This is a genomic window from Hymenobacter metallilatus, from assembly GCF_003944705.1.
GTDB lineage: Bacteria > Bacteroidota > Bacteroidia > Cytophagales > Hymenobacteraceae > Hymenobacter > Hymenobacter metallilatus.
This window is the reverse complement of the sequence record NZ_RWIS01000006.1, coordinates 238,478-260,867: the sequence shown is the minus strand read 5'-3', so window position 1 is coordinate 260,867 and position 22,390 is coordinate 238,478. Positions and strand designations below refer to the sequence as shown.

Sequence of the window (22,390 nt, the reverse complement as noted above, 5' to 3'; positions counted from 1 at the left end):
ATATACTGTTATGCTTGTATTATTTTGCCATGAGCAGGTGCAGCATACTTCAGCCCTAGCCACCAGTAACAACACAAGGGCCGCTTACCGAAGCGGCCCTTGTGTTGTTACTGGTAGTATACTTCCAGTTACCCGCGCCTGGCACGACGGACCGGAATCAGCAGCAGAATTCCCCCACGAACCAAGCCAGCGCGGGTCTACCCCGAACACGCAGGTGGACACACCCCGAGCTCAGCAGTACTCGTTTGCCACACAACTTCAACAGCACTCAGCCAGGATGCCACTATGTGAGCTGACCCCGGGTCAGGTGTTTCAGCAGCCAGAAGCTTACTGGCGGGTGCTGAAGCGGTATTCAGTGGTAGAGCGGAAGGTTTCGCCGGGCCTGAGCGTGGTGCTGGGAAAGTTGGGCCGGTTGGGCGAGTCGGGGAAGTGCTGGGTTTCCAGGCAGAACCCGGCGTACTGGTTGTAGGTGATGCCGCCCTTGCCTTGCAGATTGCCTTTCAGGAAGTTGGAGGAGTAAAACTGCACCCCGGGCTGGTCGGTGTACACGTCCATCACGCGGCCGGTGGTGGGCTCATACACGGTAGCGGCCTTTTCCGGGCGACTGCGCTGCTTATCCGCTAATACCCAGTTGTGGTCGTAGCCGCCGGGGGCCGCGCCGGGCACCTGCTTGATTCGCTCCCCGATGCGGTGGGGCTGGCGGAAATCCATGGGCGTGCCCTGCACCTGCTGCAGCACCCCAGTCGGAATCAAGGTATTATCCACGGGCGTAAACCGGTCGGCGTTCAGGGTCAGCTCATGGTCCAGAATACCCTTGCCGGAGGCCGCATTCAGGTTGAAGTAGCTGTGGTTCGTGAGGTTAAGCACCGTGGGTTTGTCGGTGGTGGCGGTGTAGTCGAGGCGCAGGGCATCATCCTGAGTCAGCGTGTACACCACTTTTACTGTCAGCGTGCCCGGGTAGCCTTCCTCCCCATCCTTGCTGAGGTAAGTGAGTGTAAGGGTCTGCCCAGCGGCCGAGGTGCCGGGCTCCGCCGTCCACAGCTTTTTGTCGAAGCCCTCTTTACCACCGTGCAGGGTGTTGGGGGCGTTGTTGGCGGGGATGGAGTACGGCTGGCCGTCGAGGGTGAATTTGCCCCGGGCAATGCGGTTGCCGTAGCGCCCAATCAGAGCCCCAAAGTAGGGTCCCTCCTGCTTGTACACCGGAGCCAGGTAGCCGGCCAGCTCATCAAAGCCCAACACCACGTCGCCCAGCTTGCCCGCTTTATCGGGCACCAGCAGGCTGGTGAGCGTGCCGCCATAGGGGGTAATGGTGGCCTTAAGGCCGTGGGCGTTGGTAAGAGTATAAAGCGGCACCTCAGTACCATCGGCAAGTTTGCCGAAAACGCTGGAAGTAGGCATGGTTGCGGAAGTAGCCTGAGTAGAGTCGGAAGCGGCGGCGGGCGTAGTGCTGGTTTCGGCGGTAGTGGGCTTGCCAGCGGGCTGGCAGGCAGCCGTTAGCAGCAGGCCGGCCAGCCCGCTGGCTACCAGGCTCGCGCGGGAGGATGAAGTCATCTTGGTTGTTGGTTGGTAGTTGTTGGTTAGTGGTTATCCTACTGAGTAAAGAAAGGAAGCTGTGTACAGCTTTTAACGGCTCACCTGGCTTCCTCGCCCCGTCCCGCTTGACAGCACAGCTTACTGTTGAGGTTCCAACTGGAAGTTTTCAAACACGGCTACCGCCGAGGCCGGGCCCTGGGCCAAAGGCCCTACCCGAATGCCCCGGTCCCAGGGCGGCAGGTAGCTGCCGTTTACGACCGTGCCGCCAGCGGGCAACGGCTGCCAGATAGCCCCGCCATCGGTACTCCAGGCAAAGGTGAACTGGCTGCCCTGGCGGGCCTGCAGGCGCAGCTGCAGGGTTTTGGCGGCGGGCAGCGTGGCCTCGGCCAGGGTTTTGGTCTGGCCCTTTTCGGTTTGCAGCAATTGCACTTTGCCCCCACCGGCCACCAGGGCCAGGGTATTGTCCGGGTCGCCGTGGGCGGCCAGGCCGGCGCGGCTGGCGGCAGGCAGGGCGGCGGGGTTAAGCAGGGTGGTAGTAGCCGTGTAAGCCGGTGCCGTGGTCGACTGACCCAGGGCAGCCCCGGCGTGGTCGGGGCGGGCGGTGAGGTGGAGCTGGCCGCCACGCAGGGTAAAGCTGGGACGCTGCTCCACGGGCCACTGCCAGGAAGGAGCCAGCGTTTGACTGGTGTACTCATCGGTGAAGCGCTGGGCCGGCACAGGTGTGGGCGCTACGGCCGTACTGCCGCCCCGGAACTCGGGCCAGCCGGTGGCCGCCCAGGTAAACTCGGTCAGCACGCCCTGGCGGCCCACAAACTGCTGACTGTTGGCTGCATAGGCGTGGTGGAGCATAAACCAACGGTCCTGGTATTGCACGGCCGTGCCGTGGCCGGGGCATTTCCAGGCGTCGTTGTTAAGAAGAATGGGGTTTTTGGCGTACTTCTCCCAGGGGCCCAGCAGGTTTTTGGCCCGGGCCACGCCGGTAGCGTAAGTGCAGCCGGGGCCGCAGCAGCCGTTGGCGGCATAAAAGGCGTAGAAATACCCCTCACGGCGCACTATTGAAACACCCTCTACCAGGTTGCCTTCCCAGGTGGCGGGGTCGTTGCGGAACAGCTCCTGCTTCTCCCCTACCAGCGCCGAGCGGGCCTCATTGATACGCTGGGCCCAGATGGGCGTGGGCTGCTGTACGCTGTTGCCGTCCTCCTTCCAGATCAGGTAGAGCTGGCCGTTTTCGTCGCGCATGGGAAACCCGTCGATGGAGCCATCGGGCTGACCCACCAGGGGGCCATGGTCGGTGTAGGGGCCTTCGGGGCGGTTGGCGCTGGCTACGCCCACGGCCAGGTTGCCCCCGCGCTTGTGGGCCGTGTAGTACACATATATTTTGCCGCCTTCCTCGCTGATTTCGGGGGCCCAGAAGTAGTAGTCGGCCCAGGCCGGCCGCTCCCCCGGAAATACGTGGCCTACCAACTCCCACTTCATCAGGTCCCTGGACTTGAGCAGTGGAAACGTAGGACCCCAGTTGGAGCTGGTGGCCGTGGCCCAATAGGTGTCGCCCACTTTCACCACGGAGGGGTCGGGGAAGTCGCCGGGCAGCACGGGGTTGGCAATAACAGCCGGTGCCAGGGCCGCAGCCGGGCCATTGCTACTGCCTGCCGCAGCGGGACGGGCGGAGGTAGTGGTGGCTGGGCGCTGGCAGGCCGCCAGCAACCCCAGGCTCAGCAGCACCGGGCCGCTAAGTTGCCAAACGGAAGTACGCAGAGAATTGAGGTACAAGGTAGGTAGGGCGGTAAAGTAGAAGATGACCCGGGCTTACTCGCCGGCGGGCTTAGGCAAAGCAGTGCCCAGCGCCACGGGAGCACCAAAATCAGGGGTGTCATCGGCCTTCCAGTTGATTTTCTGGATACGGGGGCTACGGTTGTCGCCGCAGCCCTGGCCCGAGAGCGGGTTGGCGTGGTAAATCATCCAGTCTTCAGTACCATCCTTGGATTTGAAGAAGCCGTTGTGCCCCGGCCCGAACGCCTGCCCGCTGGTATTTTTGGTAAACACCGGCGTAGCCGATTTCGTCCAGGAAGACAGCTGCAGGGGGTCGGCGGTGGAGGAGGCCGTAAGCATCCCCAGGGCGTAGTCGTCGGTGCTGCAGTGGCTGGCCGAGTACACCAGGAAGGTTTTATTGCCGCGCTTGATGATTTCCGGGCCCTCATTCACGTCCGGCTCCCCAATGGTTTCCCAGTTGTACTCGGGGCGTGAGAGTTCTACCCGGGGCCCTATCAGCGTCCAGGGGTTACTCATTTCCGAAATATAGAGGCGCTGGGTGCCGGCGCCCACCGTCTGGTGGCCCGACCAAATCAGGTAGCGCTTCCCGTTTTGCTCCAGCACGGTGCCATCAATGGCCCACAAATCATCGGCAGGGCTTGCAATGCGGCCTTTGTAGGTCCAGGTGCCACTGGTAGGGTCGGCGGTGGCGTTTTCCAGCACGTGCACGCGGTGGCCGGCGCAGCACAGCGGGTCGGCCGAGTAGTAGATATACCACTTGCCATCAAAGAAAAACAGCTCCGGCGCCCACAGGTCGCGCTGGTTGATGCCGGCCTGCTGGGGCGTCCAGACCACCGTACTCACCGCCGAGCCCAGGTCAGTCATCTTCGCCGTTTTGCGAATCACGAGGTTGCTGCCGGTGGTGCTCATGTAGTAGTACACCCCGTCCTTCTGGTACACCCAGGGGTCGGGGCCTACGCTCAGCAGCGGGTTGGTGAAGGTGGTGGAGGTTGGCGGCGTAGGCGGCGGAGGCGTAGGCGGCGCGGGCGCGGAGCCGCTGTTGCAGGAGAGTGTCAGCGTGAGCAGCGCCAGGGGCACTAGTCGGGCAGGATACCAGGTCATGAGGAAAGGAAAAACACGTGCTGGGTAATACACTATAGTATACGCCGTAAAGGCCGAATCGGGAGAGCAGGCTGCCGACAGCTTTCCGACAAATAAAAGCCGTTCCGACACAAGGCCGGAACGGCTCTATTTCTGCGGTATGGGCCTTGGTGGTTACCAGCCGGGGTTCTGCTGGTAGCGGGCCAGGTCAACTTCCGTTTGCAGAATAGGCAGCAGACGGGAGCGGTTCAGGCGGAAGTTATTGAAATCAGAGTCCCGGGTTTTCAGTTGGTCGAGGCCGGCCTGGTTATCCAGCAGGCCCCAGCGTTTCAGATCGAAAAAGCGCTGGCCCTCCCCCGTTAGCTCGGTTACCCGCTCGTGCATAAGCTGGGTGCGCAGCGTGGCCTGACTAAAGCTGCCCGCCGTAAGCGGGGCCAGTCCTGCCCGGCTCCGCACCTGGTTAATCAGTGGCACGGCCGTACTGGTCTGGCCTTGCTCGTTGAGGGCTTCGGCCTGCAGCAGCAGCACATCGGCATAGCGCATCACGCGGTGATTGATGGGCGAGTCGAAGTTTTCAAAGGTGCGGTAGTAATCCGTCTGGTACTTGCGCCAGTAAATGCGGCTTAGGTCGCGGGCATTGCCCCGGAACCGACGCAAAAACCCGGTGCCATACACCAGCGTGTCGCCATCCACGGGCAATGCGGTGGTAAACTGGCGGCGGTTGTAGAATACGGTGGCGGCCAGGCGCGGGTCGCGGCCACCGGTGGCGGTGGGCTCCCGCAGAAACTCATTTACCACCCAGGGCCGCACCTCTCCATCCACAAAGCCCGCGCCGGGCACGCCCCAGAACTGGGAGCGTTGCCCGCCTTCCGAGGAAGTAGCGTCGTCGCCGTCGTTGCCGCCCAGCTTGGCATCCGAGAACTGAACTTCAAAAATAGACTCCGAGTTGTTTTCGGTGGTGTGGCGAAAGTTATCGGTATAGGCCGCCGTGAGCCGGTAGCGGTTCGAGCTGATGACCTCGGCAAACTGCGTGGCGGCCGAGGCCCATTGCTGCTGTTGCATAAAGGCTTTCCCCAGCAGAGTGGTAGCCGCACCCTTGGTAGCCCGGCCAGTGTCGCTGCCGCCGTACGACTCCGGCAAATCCGGTTTGGCTTCCTGCAAATCCTGCACAATCCGGGCCCACACCTGTGCCTCCGTGGCCTGGGGTGGCAAGTTAGCCGGGTCGGAGGGCGTAAGCGCCAGCGGCACGTTGCCGTACAGCGTTACCAGGTTATAGTAGTACAGGGCGCGCAGAAATTTGGCCTCGGCCAGCACCCGCTTCTTCAGCGTTTCCCCAATTGGCATACCGGGTACATTGGCCAGTACCTGGTTGGTACGCCAGATGGCCCGGTAATGGTCGCGCCACAGGTTCTGCGACACTTCAAAATCATAGTTGGCCTGCACAAAGCGCGTGAAATCGGCCAGCTCCCCCCAGGGGCTTTGGCTGAAGCTGTCGTCGGAGCGCAGGTCGAAGGCAAAGTGCGACCAGCGCCGGTACGTGCCTAGTTGCTGCAGGCCGCTGTAGCAGGCGTTAATGCCCTTGATGGCGTCATTCTCAGTTTTCCAGAACGACTCGGTAGTGGGCTGGTTGGGGTTTACCTGATCCAGAAAGTCCTTGTCGCAGGCGGTGGTAAGCAGCAGGCTGCCAGCCACGGCGGCCAGGCGGAGTGTATGTAGTTTCATGGGAATTGCAGAGTTGGGAAGGTGGGTAGAAAAACACAGCCAGCGTTACAGGCCCAGCTGCAGCCCCAGCGACACGGTGCGCAAATTGGGGTAGCTGCCTTCATCCACTCCCCGCGAAAGGTTGCCGCTTACCACCTCGGGGTCGTAGCCGGTGTAGTCGGTAACGGTAAACAGGTTCTGGGCCGTTACATACACGCGCAGGCTGCCTACGCCCTTCACCCGCTCGGTCAGGGTTTTGGGAATGGTATAGCCTACCTGCAGGTTTTTCAGGCGCAGGTAGGAGCCGTCTTCCAGCCAGCGCGAGGAGTTCAGGCGCGAGTTGTTGATGGCCGCCTCCCCAGCCTGCCCGCCCCCACCCGCAATAATGGCGCGGGGAGTGGTAGTGGAGGGGTTGGTGGGCGTCCAGGGGCTGAAATCCTTACGATAGTTGCCGTTGTCGTCGGTGCGGTCCAGCCAGTAGCGCCCGGTGTTCAGGATATCATTGCCCTGCACACCCTGGAAAAAGGCCGATAGGTCCAGGCCCTTGTAGCTGGCCGTCAGGTTCAGGCCGTACTGAATTTTGGGAAACACCCGCCCAATGTGCGTACGGTCGGCCGCCGTAATCTGGCCGTCGTTGTTGATATCCTTATAGCGCACGTCGCCGGGCCGGGCCGTGGGCTGGGCACTGCCGGCAATGTTGTCGCCGGTCTGGAAAATACCATCAAACTGGTAGAGGTAGAACGAGCCTAGCTCGTAGCCCACTTCCGTGCGGGTCGATTCGCCGGGGCCGCCCACGAAGAAGTTCTGGCGCTCGGTTGCGCTCAGGCGCGTCACCTCGTTTTTAATGGTAGTCAGGTTACCCGTAACGCTGTACTTGAAGTCGCGGCGGTTTTCATTGTAGCCCAGCACCAGCTCCAGGCCCCGGTTTTCAATGCGGCCAATGCGCTGGTAGGGGTTGCTGCCTGCATTACCCAGCACAATCGGAATAGCCGGATCAACTAGCGCATTGCGCGTTTCCGAGCGGTAGTAATCAGCCGACAGGGTGATACGGTCTTCCAGAAAGCCCACATCAACACCGACGTTGGCAGTGCGGCGCTCCTCCCAGGCAATGTCGGTGCTCGGGAGTTGGGTTTGCACACTACCGTTCTGGATGTTGTCGCCCCCAAACGGGTAGTTCACGTTGGGGTTGATAACGCCCTGCCAGCGGTAGGCCCCGCCGTAAGGCCCACCAATCTGCTCGTTGCCCAGCACGCCGTAGCTGGCCCGCAGCTTCAGGTTGCTCACGTTATCGGTGAAGTTCTGAAAGAACTGCTCCTGCGAAACCCGCCAGCCGGCCGAAGCCGCATAGAAGGTGCCGTAGCGGTTTTCGGGGCTGAAGCGGGAGGAGCCGTCGCGGCGGACAGCGCCGGTGAGCAGGTAGCGCTGGTCGAAGTCGTAGGTAACCTGCCCCAGGTAGGAGCGTTTGTTGTAGGTATAGGAGGAGCCCACCACCTGCGGGGCGCTACTGCCCGCGTCCAGGGCCCAGTAGTACACCGGACCGGTGCCGTAGTCGTTGTTGCGGCCCCGGGTAAAGTCGTTGGTCTGGTGCTGCTCCGTGTAGCCGGCCACGGCCGTTACGTTGTTCTTCCCAAAGCTCTTATCGAAGGACAGCGTGTTCTCCACCATTGTGAAAAAGCTGTTACCCTGATTTTCGGCGTAGTACGAGGGGTTCAGCGGGTCGTTCTGGCGCCATTGCCCATACTGGCGCTTTTCCCGGTCGTGGTAGGCCAGGTACTCGGTGCCCAGGTTGAGGCGGTAGCGCAGAAAGCTGAAGATATCCAGCTCCCCGTACACGTTACCCTGAATCCGGTTGTTTTCGGTGGTATTGTTCAGCAGCTTCTGCAGGGCAATGGGGTTGGTGCCGAAGGTGCTGGCGTTGTTGTTGCCGAAGCCAAAGCCGCCGGGGTTGGCCGCATCGTACACCGGAATAATTGGCAACATGCGCAGCACATCCAGAAAAGGCAGCCCATTGATGGCCGTGGAGTTGGTGCGGGCCAGCTGCAGATTTTCGCCCACGCGCAGGCGCCCCCGGTTGAAGCCCGAGTTCAGCCGGACGCTGTAGCGCTCAAATTTAGGGCCGACGGTGGTGCCTTTCTGGGTGAAATACTCGCCCGAAAGCAGAAAATTGGAGTTAGGGCCGCCCCCCGAGAAGCTCAGGTTGTAGTCCTGCACCGCACCCGTCCGGATCAGTTCTTTCTGCCAGTCGGTGTCGACGCCGGGAGGGTTGGCCACAAACGGCTGCACCGGGCGCCCGGCATTTTCGTAGGCCTGGCGGTTGATGACGGCCCATTCTTGGGCGTTCATCAGGTCGTAGGTCTTGTTGATTTTCTGCACCCCACCGTAGGCATTGAAGCTAATGGCCGGCGTGCCCGACTTACCCTTGCGGGTAGTAATGATGATAACCCCGTTGGCCCCACGCGAGCCGTACGGTGCCAGGGAAGCCCCATCCTTCAGTACCTGAATAGATTCGGCATCGGCGGGGTTGAAGTCCCGGATATTGTCTACCCACAGCCCATCAATAATATAGAGCGGGCTGCTGTTGCTACCCACCGTGCCCAGGCCCCGAATGTTGACCAGCGGAGCCTGGCCCGGCACTCCGGAGTTGATAACCTGCACACCGGGCAAACGCCCCTGAATACCTTCGGCAATGGTAGCCACGGGGGCTTTTTGGGCATCCCGGCCGCTTACGCTGGCCACCGAGCCGGTTACATCTTCGCGCTTCTGGGTCAGATAACCCACTACTACCACGTCGTTCAACACCTTGCTATCCACATCCAGGCGCACATCCACGGTGCTGCGGCCGTTTACAGGCACTTCCTGCGTAGCATATCCGACAAAGGAGAAAACCAGCGTGGCATTATCAGCTACCGACAGGCTGTAGCGCCCGTCGCCGTCGGTGGTGACGCCGTTGGCCGTGCCTTTTTCGAGCACAGTAACGCCGGGCATGCCCTGGCCTTTCTCGTCCAGCACACGGCCGGTAATAGTAGTAGCCCATACTACTCCCCCATCGGTAGCGGAAGCAGGAGGCAGAGTGTGGGCCTGGCCGAGGAGAGGAGCCAGCAGGGGAAGGCAGGTAAGCAGCGCCGGCACCATTGGCCGGCGCACACTGGGTAAGGAGTTCTTCATGGGACGCAGAATGGGTGTTTGAAGAAGTGGGAATTGCAAACGTTTGCGTGTAGCAGGCAAATGCAAACGTTTGCGGCAACTAGGGACACTGAGCTGCAAAAAATGCACAGCTTAGCAGAAAGGAGAGGATTTGAACCGGAGAGGCAGAATATAGGCTATCAATACCGCATACCGGCTTCTGTTTGACAGCGTAAGGATAGTGAGTATTCACTCAAATGTCAAGAACGGAAAAAATATTTCCTTTCACTCCAGTGGCACACAGTACAACTTACCCCTTCCTTAATATCATTTTCGACTAATAAATAGTCGATCATCGTGTTGTTACGAGCAAAATAAATTTTAAACTTGCAAACGTTTGCATCTCGTTACACCCGTAGCAGGGTCAGTCAACGGGTACCCCGCCGCAACGCTTTTACCGCTCCGCCATGCTATCCACTCACATCACGGCCGCTTTCCGGCAGCATTTCTCATCTGCGCCTGTTTTGGTACGGGCACCAGGCCGGGTAAACCTCATTGGGGAACACACCGATTATAACGGCGGCTTTGTGCTGCCCGCTGCCATCGACAAGGAAATTCTCTTTGCCATTGCCCTCAACGGCACATCCTCGGCCAGGCTGTATTCCTACGACAACCAAGAGCACTATACCACTGAGCTGGCCAACGTGCAGCCGGGCCAGCCCCACTGGGCCAATTACCTGAAAGGAGTAGTAGCGCAGTTTCAGAAGCGTGGAGTTACGGTACCGGGGTTCGACTGCGTATTTGGCGGAAACGTGCCCATCGGGGCCGGCATGTCGTCGTCGGCGGCGGTGGAGTGCGGGCTGGCCTTTGCCCTCAACGAGCTGTTGGGCACCAACCTGGAGCGGATGGACCTGGCCCGGATGGCCCAACTAGCCGAGCACGAGTTTGCGGGGGTGCAGTGCGGTATTATGGACCAGTTTGCCAGCTTGTTCGGGCGGCCCCGCCAGGTGGTGCGGCTGGATTGCCGCTCCCTGGAGTACGAGTATTTTCCCTTTGATACCCAGGCTTGCCATATTGTGCTCTGCAATTCCGGTGTGAAGCACAGCCTGGCCAGCTCCGAGTACAACACCCGCCGCCAGGAGTGCGAGCAGGGAGTAAGCGTATTACAGCGGCACTACCCGCAGATAAGCAGTCTGCGCGACGTAACGCTGCAACAGCTGGCAGCTCACCAGTCTGAAATAAGCGAGGTGGTATACCGGCGCTGCCGCTACGTAGTGGAAGAAAACCAACGGGTTGTAACGGCCTGCCATGAGTTGGTAGCCGGCAATCTGGCTGCTTTCGGGCAGCAGATGTATGCCTCCCACGCCGGATTGCGCGACGATTACGAGGTAAGCTGCCCCGAGCTGGACGTGCTGGTAGAAGCCGCCCGCCCCTTGCCCGGTGTGTACGGAGCCCGCATGATGGGGGGCGGCTTTGGTGGCTGCACTATTAACCTGGTAGTACCGGCCCAGGTGGAGTCATTTGTGGCCGCTATGAAAGCGGCCTACCAGCAACAGCTGGGCCGGGAGCTGGAAACCTACCAAACCACCATTGTAGGAGGCGTGCAGGTACTGGAGCCTGCCGTAGTGCCCTCCTGAGTGCAGCCAGCTTGCTCGCCGCTGTTCAGCAACGGCTGGGGTCATGCTGCACCTGATAACCTGCCGGCCGCCGGGCCGACGACGCACTAGTACCTGATTGTTTTGGGCCGGATGAGCGGCAGGCGGTAGCGTGGGAACTGCTGCCAGCCGCCCCGGCCCGAAGCGGTCAGTGCCTGGTTTGGGCGCTTAGCAGGTCCTGCCCCTGCTTTGTCTACCTATCTTTCCACCTTCCCGACGGCTTGCCGTCGTTGCTCTTGTCCAATGGCTGCCTTCGACCTCGCTCAACAACCACACCGACGCTTCAACCCGCTCACGGGTGAGTGGCTGCTTGTCTCGCCGCACCGGGCGCTGCGGCCCTGGCAGGGCCAACAGGAGGCCCCCGACCGCACGCAGCGGCCGGCCTACGACCCAACCTGCTACCTCTGCCCCGGCAACACCCGCGCCAACGGAGAAGTGAACCCGGCGTATGAGGGCACGTTTGTATTCGACAACGACTTTGCGGCCCTCACTCCCGATGCTCCTGCCGGCTCCGTGGAAGTAGGGGGCTTGCTACGGGCCGAGGCAGAATCGGGGGTGGGGCGCGTTATTTGCTTTTCGCCCCGCCACGACCTCACCCTGCCTGAAATGAGTACCCCGGAAATCCGGCGGGTGGTGGATGTGTGGGCCGAGGAGTTTGCCAGGCTGGGCAGCCGCCCTGATATCAACTACGTTCAGATTTTTGAGAATAAGGGGGCGGTAATGGGCTGCTCAAACCCTCATTCCCATGGCCAGATATGGGCCCAACGGACGGTACCCGGCGACCCGGCCAAGGAAACCGGACAGCAGGCAGCCTATTACCAGCAGCATGGCCGCACCCTGCTCGCCGAATATCTGGATATTGAGCTACGGGAGCAAACCCGCGTAGTGCTGGAAAATACGCACTGGGTAGTGCTGGTACCGTTTTGGGCGGCCTGGCCCTTCGAAACGCTGGTGCTGCCCCGTCGCCCCGTGTCGGATGTAACCCAGCTTACCGACCCGGAGCGCGACGCCTTTGCCGACATCCTCCGCCGTCTGACCATTCGCTACGACAACCTGTTCCAGACCTCCTTCCCCTACTCCGCCGGCCTGCATCAGCGCCCCACCGACGGCCAGGAGCACCCCGAGTGGCACATGCACATGCACTTTTTTCCGCCCCTGCTCCGCTCGGCTACGGTGCGCAAGTTTATGGTCGGCTACGAGCTGCTGGCCAACCCACAGCGCGACATTACGCCGGAATACGCCGCCCAGCGCCTGCGGGAACTGCCGGAAGTGCATTACAAGCAGCTACCCGAGCAACACTCCTGAAACAACAACTGGCCGGAGGCGCTGCCGAGGCAACAGGGTAGCAGGGAGCAGAAAGGCCTGTGGTGCACCACCACAGGCCTTTTCTATCATTTTATTTTTCACCCGAGGGCCGGGGTAACGGCCGCCCGACCGGCACTGGGCTACCGAAATTGGGGCTACCATCGGGGTTCCAGGTGAAGGGTTGCGCCCGGGGCGTACGGAAGCGGCCGCAGCCCTGGCCAGGGGCATCGTTGGCGTGGTACAGAATCCAGTTTTGGGTACCGTCGGGGGAGGTAAAGAACGAGTTGTGGCCGGGAGCATACACCCCGTTGGCTGCATTCTGCTGAAAAACCGGTTGGGACGACTTCGCCCAGGAGCCCGGCTGGAGCAGGTCGGCACTGGCCGAGGCCGTGAGCATACCCAGCGCATACGTATCGGTCCAGCAGCCACTGGCGGAGTAAATGAGGTAGAGCTTGTCGTGGTGGCGCAATAGCTGCGGCCCCTCGTTTACATCCACGTGGGGCGGGTCGCCCTGGGGGCCCAGGTCGCCGTTCCGTTCCCAGCTGTATACGGGGGTCGAAACTTTCAGGCGGGGGCCGGCTATGGTCCAGGGGTTCTGCATTCGGGCCAGGTAAATATTCTGGCGACCATTCACATCACCCTCCCAGCCCGACCACACGAAGTACAATTGCCCATTATTCTCGAACACCGACCCATCAATGGCCCAAGTATTGGTGGCATCCGTTATCTGGCCCTTATCAACCCAGGTGCCTTCCAGGGGGTCGGCAGCACTGTTTTCCAGCACCCAGAGGCGGTGGTCCGGGTTGCGGCCGGCGTCGGCGGCGTAGTAGAGGTACCATTTCCCATGCAGGCGGTGCAGCTCCGGCGCCCAAATTTCGCGGGAGTTGGGGCCGGTAGCCGGCGGCGTCCAGACAACCTTGCTCGGGGCCGTACGCAACTGGCTGAGTGAAGGGGTTTTCCAGAGGGTAATATTGCGGCCCGTAGTGTGGGTGTAGTAGTAAAAGCCGTTGTGGTAGATGCTCCAGGGGTCGGCACCGGCCGGTAGCAGCGGGTTGGTGAACGTGGCTGCCGGGGCCGGCCCCTGCGCCTGGCTTCCCGGGCCAGCCAGCAGCCCGGCTCCCAGCAGCAGCCCACCGCAAAATGATTTTAGCATGACCGATACGAAATTAGGCGTGTAAGTATCCGTTCGTTCCGGAAAAGGCGGAGCCACTGGGTGGCCCTGAGTCAGCAGCAGCTTAGGCAGGCCGCAGATTTTCGACTGGCAACATCCAGCACTTCTCCTACTTTCCGAAGCGCAGGCGGGCGGCCCGAATCGACGTAGAATTACGGGACGGCGTTGCGGCTACTTCCCATTCAGGGTCCGGATCAGATCCACCTCATCCTGATGATAGGGCGTACCATCCCTGCGGAACACTTCGTGAAACCACTCTATTGGTTCGCCGCCGTCGGCAATGGGTACGTCCCACTGGTATTTGGTATTGGTTTTACCATCGACCAAGCCCCAGTTGATGGCCCCGATATTGTTCTTTTTCAGCAAAGGCAGGGTATTTACAAAGCGTGAGTTGCGGGGGCGAGCCATGTACTCGGTGCAAATCATGGGGCGGCCGTGGGTTTTCAGCAGCTCAATCACGAGCTGATGGACGCCGGGGTCATCGTAGTTGTGGTAGGTCAGAATATCAGAGTTCAGGGCCTGAAAGGTATTCAGCTTCAGGAAACCCAGGTTCCAGATACCGGCGCTGAGGGGCTGGCTGGGATTGACTTCCCGCGCCCAGGCAAATACGTTGCGCAGCAAGGGCAACGACGCATTGCCTTCCCCTTTATTACCCGGCTCGTTGTACAAGTCCCAGAGCAGAATGCGCTTGTCGTTGGCAAAGCTGCGCAGTACATCCTGCACGTACGGCTTCAGCCTGAGGAAAGCAACTGAGTCGCGGGAGGTGGGGTCGCCGGGGTCCTGCACCCAGCCCGAGTTATGAATGCCAGGCTTGGGGGCCGGCTGCTTGCCTGGTTGCGGGTGTTCATCCCAGCAGTCATCAAAAAACACCAGCATCGTTTGGATATGGTGTTTATCGGCAATGGCGAGGTAGTCGTTCACGCGCTTCTTAAAGCCTTGGGGGTCCTGTTGCCAGGCCAGGCTGTGCAAAAACACCCGCATAGTATTAAAGCCAATACGTTCGGCCCAGCCCAGCTCCTTATCAATGGTAGCGGGGTCGAAGGTATCGGCCTGCCACATTTCCAGCTGGTTAATGGCGGTGCTGGGAGTAAAGTTGGCGCCCGACATCCAGGGGTGCTGCCGGTACCAGGCCTGGGCCTTCTCCACCGACCAGCGCTGGCCCTGCAGAGCGGCGGCCGTAGCCGCCACGCCTTTGGTTTTGATCTTGGTTTTTTGGGCGAACGTGCTGGTGGTGGAAGTCAGCAGCAACAGCAGGAACAGCAGTTTTTTCATGGAAGAAAGCAAGGAAGAAAGGAAAGAAAAGTTGCAGAGCACGGTATGAAGCTACTCTCGGCACCCAGTACCTCAAATGATGAAGCAGGTAGCCCGCCCGCTGAAACGCGCAGCACGTCAGCAACCGGTTTGGGGCTACTCCCCCGAGGGCCTGGGTTGGGGCTGCAGAATGGACACGGGTACACCGAAATAGGGGGTACCGTCGGGGTTCCAGGTGAAACGCTGCATACGGGAGCTGCGGCCGGCACACTTGCCGTCGGCGGCGGTTTTCGCATGATACACAATCCAGTCCTCGCGCCCATCCGGCGACTTGGTAAAGCAGTTATGGCCCGTTCCCCACACCTTATTTTCAGCGGAAGGCCCGAAAACCGGGTTAGGAGTTTTCACCCAGGATGCCGGCACAAGCGGGTTGCTGCCTTTCCTGGCCGTAAGCATCCCAAGGCAGTACTTATCGTCCCAGCAGGTACTGGCGGAGTACACCACTAGCAACTGGCCCTGCTGCCCCTGCAGGAACTCGGGGCCTTCCAAAATCTGGCGGCCGCCCCCTTTTTCCCAGTCAAAAGTGGGGCGGGCAATAATTACTTCTTTGTCGGAGGCTAGCGCCCACGGGCTCGTCATGGGGGCAATAGCCAATACGCTTTGGTTCCCAACGTAGGCTGAGTACACAAAGTACCGCTGGCCGTCCTGCTCAAACACCGAGCCATCGAGGCCGGGGCGGGCAGTATTCACCTTGCCCCGGTCGGTCCAGGTACCGGTGGTGGGGTCGGCCGCGGCGTTTTCCAGCACAAACACGTAGCGGGTGGCATCCCCGGCATTAGCTTTATCGGTGGCGGTATAATACAGGTACCATTTACCATCGAGGCGGTGTAGCTCCGGGGCCCAGATTTCGGCGGAGTTGGGGCCGGTGGCAGGCGGCGTCCAGACCACTGCGGCCGGAGCCTGGGCCACGGCGCTTAAGGCATGGGCTTTCCAGAGCGTGATATTATGGCCGGTGGTGTGAGTATAGTAGTAAAAGCCGCCGTGCCAGATTACCCAAGGGTCGGGGCCCTCCGGGCGCAAGGGGTTGCGGAAGGTGGCAGGAGGCTGCTGAGCCTGCGCGGCCGCGGCCACGCACGCCACCAGCCCGGCTCCAAGCAACGCAGCACGCAGGCGGGAAGTAGGAAACATAGCAGTAGAAAAGCAAGGAAGACAATGAGCAAGCATCCTTATGGAAGCAGGAGCCGGGGAAATGCACCGGGACGGGCCAGACTGGGTGCCGCCGTCAGCAGCCGAAGCGGTAGTTGCGGGCCTACCAAGGGGGGCTAGTATTCAGCTGTTCCGCGGTGGTGAATAGGTAGGGCAACGCAGGGAGCCAGCACTGAGTTAGCCAACAGGAAGCTCCAGCCTCCTTGGAACGGTGCAAGCTAATCTCCCGAATGCAATAACGCAAACGTTTGCACATTTATCTGCATCTTGCTGCAAGCTTCCTCCCCGTCCCCAGTATAAGTACTCACTCACCTTTCATATTCCCGACTATTTCTCGTCTACTTCCAGCTGCTAGTTCAACGGCCGGAGTACCTGACAGGGGCGGGAATAACTTATAAGCCAGCCTTCCGCAAGCGTAGCGCCTCCTGCCTTGCACCGTCAGCTTTCCATCATCTTCCGCTTTTACTTACTTTCCTATGCCCTACTCACGCCGCACCTTTCTGCAACAAGCCACTGCAGGCCTGGCCTCCCTGGCCTTACTGCACCAAGCCACGGCCCGCCCTGCGGCCCTCACCTACACCAACCCCGTATACGCCGGCCAGTTTCCCGACCCTTTTGTGCTCAAGCACCAGGGCCGTTACTATGCATTTGGCACCACCGGCCAGGGCCGCACCCCTGATGGCCGCATTTTTACCCTACTCACCTCCGATAATCTGGTCGACTGGAAAGTTGCGGGTGGGGCCCTCACTCCGCCCGCCGGGGCCGAAGGGGCTGACTTCTGGGCCCCTGAAGTAGTGTATCACAAGGGCATTTTTTACATGTACTATTCCATGGGCGGGGGGGCAATTGGAGCATCGGTGGGGCACCGCCTGCACGTGGCCACCAGCAAAACGCCCCAGGGACCGTACACCCAAACGGCCCTGCTCGATGTACCGGCCAGTAAATTCACCATTGATGCCCATCCCTTCCAGGATACCGATGGGCAGTGGTATCTCCTGTACGCCCGCGACTTTATAGACTCCGACAACGGCTACCGGCCGGGCACTGGCCTGGTGGTGGACCGGCTGCTGGATATGACACGCCTGGCCGGGCAGAGCCGCACCGTTATGCGGGCCCGCCACGACTGGACGGTATTCGAAAAAAACCGCACAATGCCGCTTTATGGCGGCCAGACGTTCCCGGAGTGGCACACTCTGGAAGGACCCTTTGTGCGCAAGCACGGGGGCAAGTATTACTGCTTTTACAGTGGTGCCAACTTTCTTACTTCCCGCTACGGCGTTGATTATTGCGTGGCCGACCACATCATGGGCCCCTACTCCGAGGCAGGGGGAGGCAAAGGCCCGCGGGTGCTGGCGGCGGTGGAGGGGCACGTACGCGGGCCGGGGCATCACTCCCACATCATGAGCCCCGACGGCAAGCAGGAATATCTGGTGTATCATGCCTGGAACCCCGATATGACGGAGCGCCAGCTGTGCATTGATCGGCTGGCCTGGACAAGCCAGGGGCCCCGCTGCCTGGGGCCAACCTACACGCCCCAGCCCCGGCCCTGAGCCTTTGGCACTAACGGCTTTCGTACCAGCCAGGGTTCGGGTTGCTTTGCGTACGTTTGCATAAACAGTGACTGAACAGTTGCATAAACCTTGCGCGGCAGTTCTGCCTCATCCTCCTTAAGCTGCCTCAACGTGGCCCGTACGAAAGCATCCATCACCGACCTGGCCCAACAATTGGGTGTATCGGTTTCCACGGTTTCCCGGGCGCTGAGCGACCATCCGGGCATCAGCGACGCGACTAAAAAGCGGGTCTGGAAACTGGCCAAAGAGTTGCATTACCAACCCAATCATCTGGCCGCTGGCTTGCGTAAGGGCCGCAGTAATCTGCTGGGTGTACTGGTACCCCACATCGACGGGCACTTCTTTACGCTGGTAGTCAAGGGCATTGAAACCATTGCTTCCAAGGCGGGCTACAACATCATGATCTGCCAGTCGAATGAGGACGTAGCCCATGAGCGCAAGAACATCGAAACCCTGCTTAGTGCCCAGGTGGAAGGCATTCTGGTGTCAATGTCGCGCACTACCCGCGACTTTAAGCACTTTGAAAAGGTACGGAAGCAGGAAATTCCGCTGGTGTTCTTTGATCGGGTGCTGGATGGGCTGGATGTAAGTGCCGTAGTGCTCGATGACCGGGAGGGCGGCTACCAGTCTACTAAACACCTCATTAAACAAGGTTGCCGCCGCATTGCCCACTTCAGCGGCCCCCAGCACCTGAACATCTACAAGCACCGCCGCCAGGGCTACATTGATGCTCTGCTGGAAGCCGGCCTGCCCATAGTGGAGGAGTTAATCTTCACCTGCGACATGACGCTGGAAGATGGTATCGAGGGTATGCAGCAGATGCTGGCTCTGACCAACCCACCCGACGCCGTTTTTTCGGCCTCCGACTTTTCGGTGGTTGGGGCGCTGCAGGAGCTGAAACGCCGTAAGCTGCGCGTGCCCCAGGATATTGCCCTGGCCGGCTTCAGCAACGAAACCTTCACCTCCCTTACCGAGCCCATGCTCACCTCCGTCGACCAGCGCTGCGAGCAGATGGGCCAGTCGGCGGTGCGGCTGTTTCTGGAGATGCGCGAGGAGCACAGTAGCACCTTCTCCCCCCGCCGCGTCGTGCTCCAGCCCGATTTATTGGTGCGAGAGTCCTCGGAACGAGTAAGCGGGAAGAAATAGGGATGTATTATTTACAAACCAAACAGGCCGGTCAATTGACCGGCCTGTTTGGTTTGTAGCAGTTTGCTAAGCTTCACCATTAACAGTAAACCTTATTCTCTTCTTTCGAGACAAATTAATATCAACTCGAAAATAGCAATTGCCTCCATCGTGTACTTGCAACCGCGTCGTTTTCCAATCTGTGTGCATATCAGAGCAGAAGCCTTGTACCCAGACTATTTTCTCCCCAACAGCTGATATGCCCGGTATCAACTGAAGTCTATAGTTTACAATATCAATCGGATCATTTGCTCCTCTGAATTCGCCTTTAAAGGTATCACTAGCATTGTATTCTGCAATAGCCTTCTGTACCAACGCATACACTTGGCTTATTTCTTTCTCCGTCAATGTTGATGGCGTTGCGCCTATCAGTGAATGTGTATGCTTTTCGCTAAAAGGCAAAACAACGTATTCTCTAGCCTTTCCTTTGGGCTTTAACAATGCTGGCGGCAGCTTGGGCATTGGCTTTTCAACTTCTGCGCGCTGATGCGTTTGACTATCCACGTCCTTGTTTTGGCAACTTGCCGCCAATGCGAATATTAGCAGATACAGTACGAAAGTCTTTTTCATTTCCAGTTTTTTGCCGAAAGCAAACGGCAGCTTCCTTTCGAAAAGCTGCCGTTGTAAACTAAGCGAGGAATCTAAATTTCTACCCTTTCGGGCTGAGCACCACGTACGGGATGATGCACTCCTCCAGGGAAATGCCGCCGTGCTGGAACGTGTCCTTATAGTAGTTCACGTAGTAATTGTAGTTGTTGGGGTAGGCGAAGAAGTAGTCGCCCACGGTGAAGACGTAGGCGGTGCTCACGTTTTCGCGGGGCAGGAAGATGCGCTCCGGCTTGCGTACGGTATATACGTCGCGGGAGTCGTCGAAACCGAGGTTTTTGCCGTGCTTGTAGCGCAGGTTGGTGTTCGTGTTCCGGTCGCCCACAATCTTATAAGGCCGTTTTACGCGGATGGTGCCGTGGTCGGTGGTGATGATGAGTTTACCCTTGCGCTCGGCAATCTGCTGCATCATTTCATACAGCGGGGAGTGCAGAAACCAGGAGCGGGTAATGCTGCGGTAGGCCGATTCGTCGGCGGCCAGCTCCCGGATCATGGCCATGTCGGTGCGGGCGTGGCTGAGCATGTCCACGAAGTTGTAGACGATGACGTTGAGCTTGTAGTTGTTGTGCAGGTTGGCCATTTTGCCCAGCAAATCCTTGCCGGCCTGCAGGTTGGTTACCTTGTTGTAGCTGTACTTGGCCTTCTGGTTGTTCTTCTGGAACATGATTTCCATGAACTCGGCCTCGTGCATGTTCTTGCCCTCATCGTCGTCGTCCCACACCCACAGGTTAGGATACTTCTTCTGAATTTCGCCCGGCATCATGCCCGAGAAGATGGCGTTGCGGGCGTAAGCTGTGGTGGTAGGCAGAATGCTGTAGTAGGTTTCCTCCGAATCAACGGTGAACAGCTCGGCAATAATGGGCTCCAGCACCTTCCACTGGTCGTAGCGCAGGTTGTCGATGAGCACAAAGTACACGGGCGTGTCGCCGGTATCCTTCAGCATCGGGAACACCCGCTCCTTAAACAGCTGGTGCGACATGAGCGGGGCTTCCTCATCGTCGCCGTTTACCCAGTCCTCGTAATTCTCCGTGATGAAGCGGCCGAAGTACGTGTTGGCCTCATCCTTCTGCATGTTGAAGACGTCGGCCATGCTTTTGCCCTCTGTCTCGTTGATTTCCAGCTCCCAGTACACCAGCTTTTTGTACACATCGGCCCACTCCGAAGGGCTGAGACGGTCGGAGAGCTGCATACCCAGCTGGCGGAAGTCGCGCTGGTAGCCGCTGTTGGTAGCCTCACTCACCAGGCGCTTGTTGTCGAGCACCTTTTTCACCGACAGCAGAATCTGGCTGGGGTTGACGGGCTTAATCAGGTAATCGGCAATTTTGGCACCGATGGCCGATTCCATGATGTGCTCCTCCTCGCTCTTGGTAATCATGACTACTGGCACAGTAGGCCGCACAGCCTTGATTTCAGTGAGGGTTTCCAGCCCCGTCAGGCCGGGCATGTTTTCATCCAGAAACACAATGTCGTAGGTCTTCTCCTGAATTTCCTCAATGGCATCGGCCCCGGAGTTTACGCCGGTTACATCATAGCCTTTGTCTTTGAGAAAGAGGATGTGAGGCTTCAGGAGGTCGATTTCGTCATCGGCCCAGAGAATCGAATATTGCATGTGGTGGGGACTTGGGGTGTAGCGCCCGGCACTGCCCGGCGCGTCATTAAACGCACTTTACGAAATACAGATACCACATCTTGCGCGGTAGCTGCAAGTAGTGGCTGCAAAATGCAACTGAAGTTTCGTAAGTAGCTTTACTCCCAATCCGTGGTTTTTGATTTAAAAAATTCGCACCGGCCTATACTTCGCCCCAACTCGGCGGTAAAGTAGCCGAAAAATGTCGACTTCACCGGGCGTTCGTTCGGCCCTCAATGGGGGCGTACTGGTGTAGTAACAACACAGAACCTACTTTCCCGTTCCTTTTCGCTGGGTGTTGGCTGGTTTCCAGGCCCCGGTTTCTCTCCTTCTCATGAACAAAAAGAAAATCTTCAACGACCCGGTGTATGGGTTTGTGACCATCCCCACGGAGTTGTTGTTTGACCTGATTGAGCACACCTATTTTCAGCGTCTGCGCCGGATTCAGCAGCTGGGCCTTACCATGTTTGTGTATCCGGGGGCACTGCACACGCGCTTCCACCACGCGCTGGGGGCCATGCACCTGATGACGCTGGCTTTGCGCACGCTCAAGGACAAAGGCGTGAAAATATCGGCCCGGGAAGGTGAGGCCGCCATGGCGGCTATTCTGCTGCACGATATTGGCCACGGGCCCCTCTCCCACGCCCTGGAGCGTAGCCTCTTCGACGACGTGCACCACGAGGCCATCAGCCTGCACCTCATGCGCAAGCTCAACGCCCAGTTTAAGGGCGCCCTGGACCTGGCAATCCAGATTTTTGAAGGCACCTACTCCCGGCCATTTTTCCACCAGCTCGTGAGCAGCCAGCTGGATATGGACCGGCTGGACTACCTCAACCGGGACTCATTTTACACCGGCGTGCAGGAGGGCCGCCCCGGTGCCGACCGCCTTATCAAGATGCTGACCGTGGTGGAGGAAAAGCTGGTACTGGAGGAAAAGGCGGTGTACAGCATCGAGAACTTTCTGGTGAGCCGGCGCCTGATGTACTGGCAGGTGTACCTGCACAAAACCGTTACCTCGGCCGAGCAGATGGTGATTCGGATAATGGAGCGGGCCCGCGACCTGGTGCGGGCGGGCGTGCAGGTACCCGCCTCGCCCAACCTGCATTTCTTTCTCTCGCGCAACGTTACGCAGCAGGAGTTTGAGCAGGACGACCAGATTCTGCGCCGCTTTACCCGCCTGGACGACACCGACGTGTGGGGGGCCGTGAAACTCTGGGCCGACCACCCCGACAAAGTACTCAACTACCTGGCCCAAAGCCTGCTCGACCGGCACCTGTTCAAAATTACGCTCCAGGCCGAACCCTTCGACGAGGAGTTTCAGCTGGGCATTGTGGAGCTGATTGCCGAGCACTTCCAACTCCCCCCCGCCGATGCGGCTCAGCTGATGCTCACGGGCCGCATCAGCAACAACGCCTACGACATTGGCGGCCAGGACCCTATCGACGTGCTCACCAAGCGCGGGCGGGTGGTGAACGTGGCCGAAGCCTCCGATCTGCCCAACATCCGCGCCATCAGCCAGCGCGTGGAAAAGCATTACATCTGCTACCCCAAGGAGATTCTGTGAGTGTCAGTTGGTAGTTACTCGTTGTCGGTTGTCAGTTGCCAG

Annotated in this window: 15 protein-coding genes; 5 read left to right on the top strand and 10 right to left on the bottom strand. The window is 59.5% G+C overall.

Annotated elements, in window-relative coordinates; genetic code table 11:
* Positions 1-327: 327 nt before the first annotated feature.
* The 5 genes from EI290_RS11230 to EI290_RS11210 all read right to left on the bottom strand — a co-directional run bounded on the left by EI290_RS11230 (position 328) and on the right by EI290_RS11210 (position 9,249).
* Positions 328-1,551 carry an aldose epimerase family protein gene (locus EI290_RS11230; protein ID WP_185816956.1) on the bottom strand — a complete coding sequence of 408 codons (1,224 nt, stop codon included), beginning with the start codon at positions 1,549-1,551 and terminating at the stop codon, positions 328-330.
* Positions 1,552-1,671: 120 nt separating this feature from the next.
* A complete protein-coding gene (locus tag EI290_RS11225) occupies positions 1,672-3,303 on the bottom strand; it encodes a family 43 glycosylhydrolase (RefSeq protein WP_246008926.1) in 1,632 nt (543 codons plus the stop codon).
* A gap of 36 nt (positions 3,304-3,339) precedes the next feature.
* Positions 3,340-4,404 carry a glycoside hydrolase family 43 protein gene (locus tag EI290_RS11220; protein WP_125429913.1) on the bottom strand — a complete coding sequence of 355 codons (1,065 nt, stop codon included), beginning with the start codon at positions 4,402-4,404 and terminating at the stop codon, positions 3,340-3,342.
* Between the two features lie 153 nt (positions 4,405-4,557).
* Positions 4,558-6,105 carry a RagB/SusD family nutrient uptake outer membrane protein gene (locus EI290_RS11215; protein ID WP_125429910.1) on the bottom strand — a complete coding sequence of 516 codons (1,548 nt, stop codon included), beginning with the start codon at positions 6,103-6,105 and terminating at the stop codon, positions 4,558-4,560.
* 45 nt (positions 6,106-6,150) lie between these two features.
* On the bottom strand, positions 6,151-9,249 hold the full coding sequence (locus EI290_RS11210) for a SusC/RagA family TonB-linked outer membrane protein (protein ID WP_125429907.1): 3,099 nt from the start codon (positions 9,247-9,249) through the stop codon (positions 6,151-6,153).
* A 425-nt stretch (positions 9,250-9,674) separates the two neighbouring features.
* On the opposite strand from EI290_RS11210, the gene galK reads away from it, so the two are divergent.
* Together galK and EI290_RS11200 are read left to right on the top strand one after the other, a co-directional pair.
* Complete coding sequence (gene galK / locus EI290_RS11205; protein ID WP_125429904.1) at positions 9,675-10,844, top strand: galactokinase; 1,170 nt, start codon at positions 9,675-9,677, stop codon at positions 10,842-10,844.
* A 261-nt stretch (positions 10,845-11,105) separates the two neighbouring features.
* Positions 11,106-12,167, top strand: a complete 1,062-nt coding sequence (locus EI290_RS11200) for a UDP-glucose--hexose-1-phosphate uridylyltransferase (protein WP_125429902.1) — start codon at positions 11,106-11,108, stop codon at positions 12,165-12,167.
* A 91-nt stretch (positions 12,168-12,258) separates the two neighbouring features.
* On the opposite strand, the gene EI290_RS11195 is transcribed toward EI290_RS11200, so the two are convergent.
* From EI290_RS11195 to EI290_RS11185, 3 genes are all read right to left on the bottom strand, one after another.
* On the bottom strand, positions 12,259-13,320 hold the full coding sequence (locus EI290_RS11195) for a glycoside hydrolase family 43 protein (RefSeq protein ID WP_125429899.1): 1,062 nt from the start codon (positions 13,318-13,320) through the stop codon (positions 12,259-12,261).
* A gap of 189 nt (positions 13,321-13,509) precedes the next feature.
* Positions 13,510-14,610 carry a glycoside hydrolase 5 family protein gene (locus tag EI290_RS11190; RefSeq protein WP_125429896.1) on the bottom strand — a complete coding sequence of 367 codons (1,101 nt, stop codon included), beginning with the start codon at positions 14,608-14,610 and terminating at the stop codon, positions 13,510-13,512.
* A gap of 135 nt (positions 14,611-14,745) precedes the next feature.
* Positions 14,746-15,777: a glycoside hydrolase family 43 protein gene (locus EI290_RS11185; protein WP_125429893.1), complete on the bottom strand. Its 1,032-nt coding sequence runs from the start codon at positions 15,775-15,777 to the stop codon at positions 14,746-14,748.
* A 494-nt stretch (positions 15,778-16,271) separates the two neighbouring features.
* On the opposite strand from EI290_RS11185, the gene EI290_RS11180 reads away from it, so the two are divergent.
* Complete coding sequence (locus EI290_RS11180) at positions 16,272-17,345, top strand: glycoside hydrolase family 43 protein (protein WP_125429890.1); 1,074 nt, start codon at positions 16,272-16,274, stop codon at positions 17,343-17,345.
* Between the two features lie 132 nt (positions 17,346-17,477).
* Positions 17,478-18,512, top strand: coding sequence for a LacI family DNA-binding transcriptional regulator (locus EI290_RS11175; RefSeq protein ID WP_125429877.1), 1,035 nt, complete (start codon positions 17,478-17,480; stop codon positions 18,510-18,512).
* 66 nt (positions 18,513-18,578) lie between these two features.
* Here the strand turns inward: EI290_RS11175 and EI290_RS11170 are convergent, their stop codons facing one another.
* Positions 18,579-19,121, bottom strand: a complete 543-nt coding sequence (locus tag EI290_RS11170; RefSeq protein WP_125429875.1) for a hypothetical protein — start codon at positions 19,119-19,121, stop codon at positions 18,579-18,581.
* A gap of 79 nt (positions 19,122-19,200) precedes the next feature.
* Positions 19,201-20,766, bottom strand: a complete 1,566-nt coding sequence (porX, locus tag EI290_RS11165; protein ID WP_125429872.1) for a T9SS response regulator signal transducer PorX — start codon at positions 20,764-20,766, stop codon at positions 19,201-19,203.
* A gap of 352 nt (positions 20,767-21,118) precedes the next feature.
* Between porX and EI290_RS11160 the strand changes: the two genes are divergently transcribed.
* Positions 21,119-22,348, top strand: coding sequence for an HD domain-containing protein (locus EI290_RS11160; RefSeq protein ID WP_125429869.1), 1,230 nt, complete (start codon positions 21,119-21,121; stop codon positions 22,346-22,348).
* The last annotated feature ends 42 nt before the right edge of the window (positions 22,349-22,390 follow it).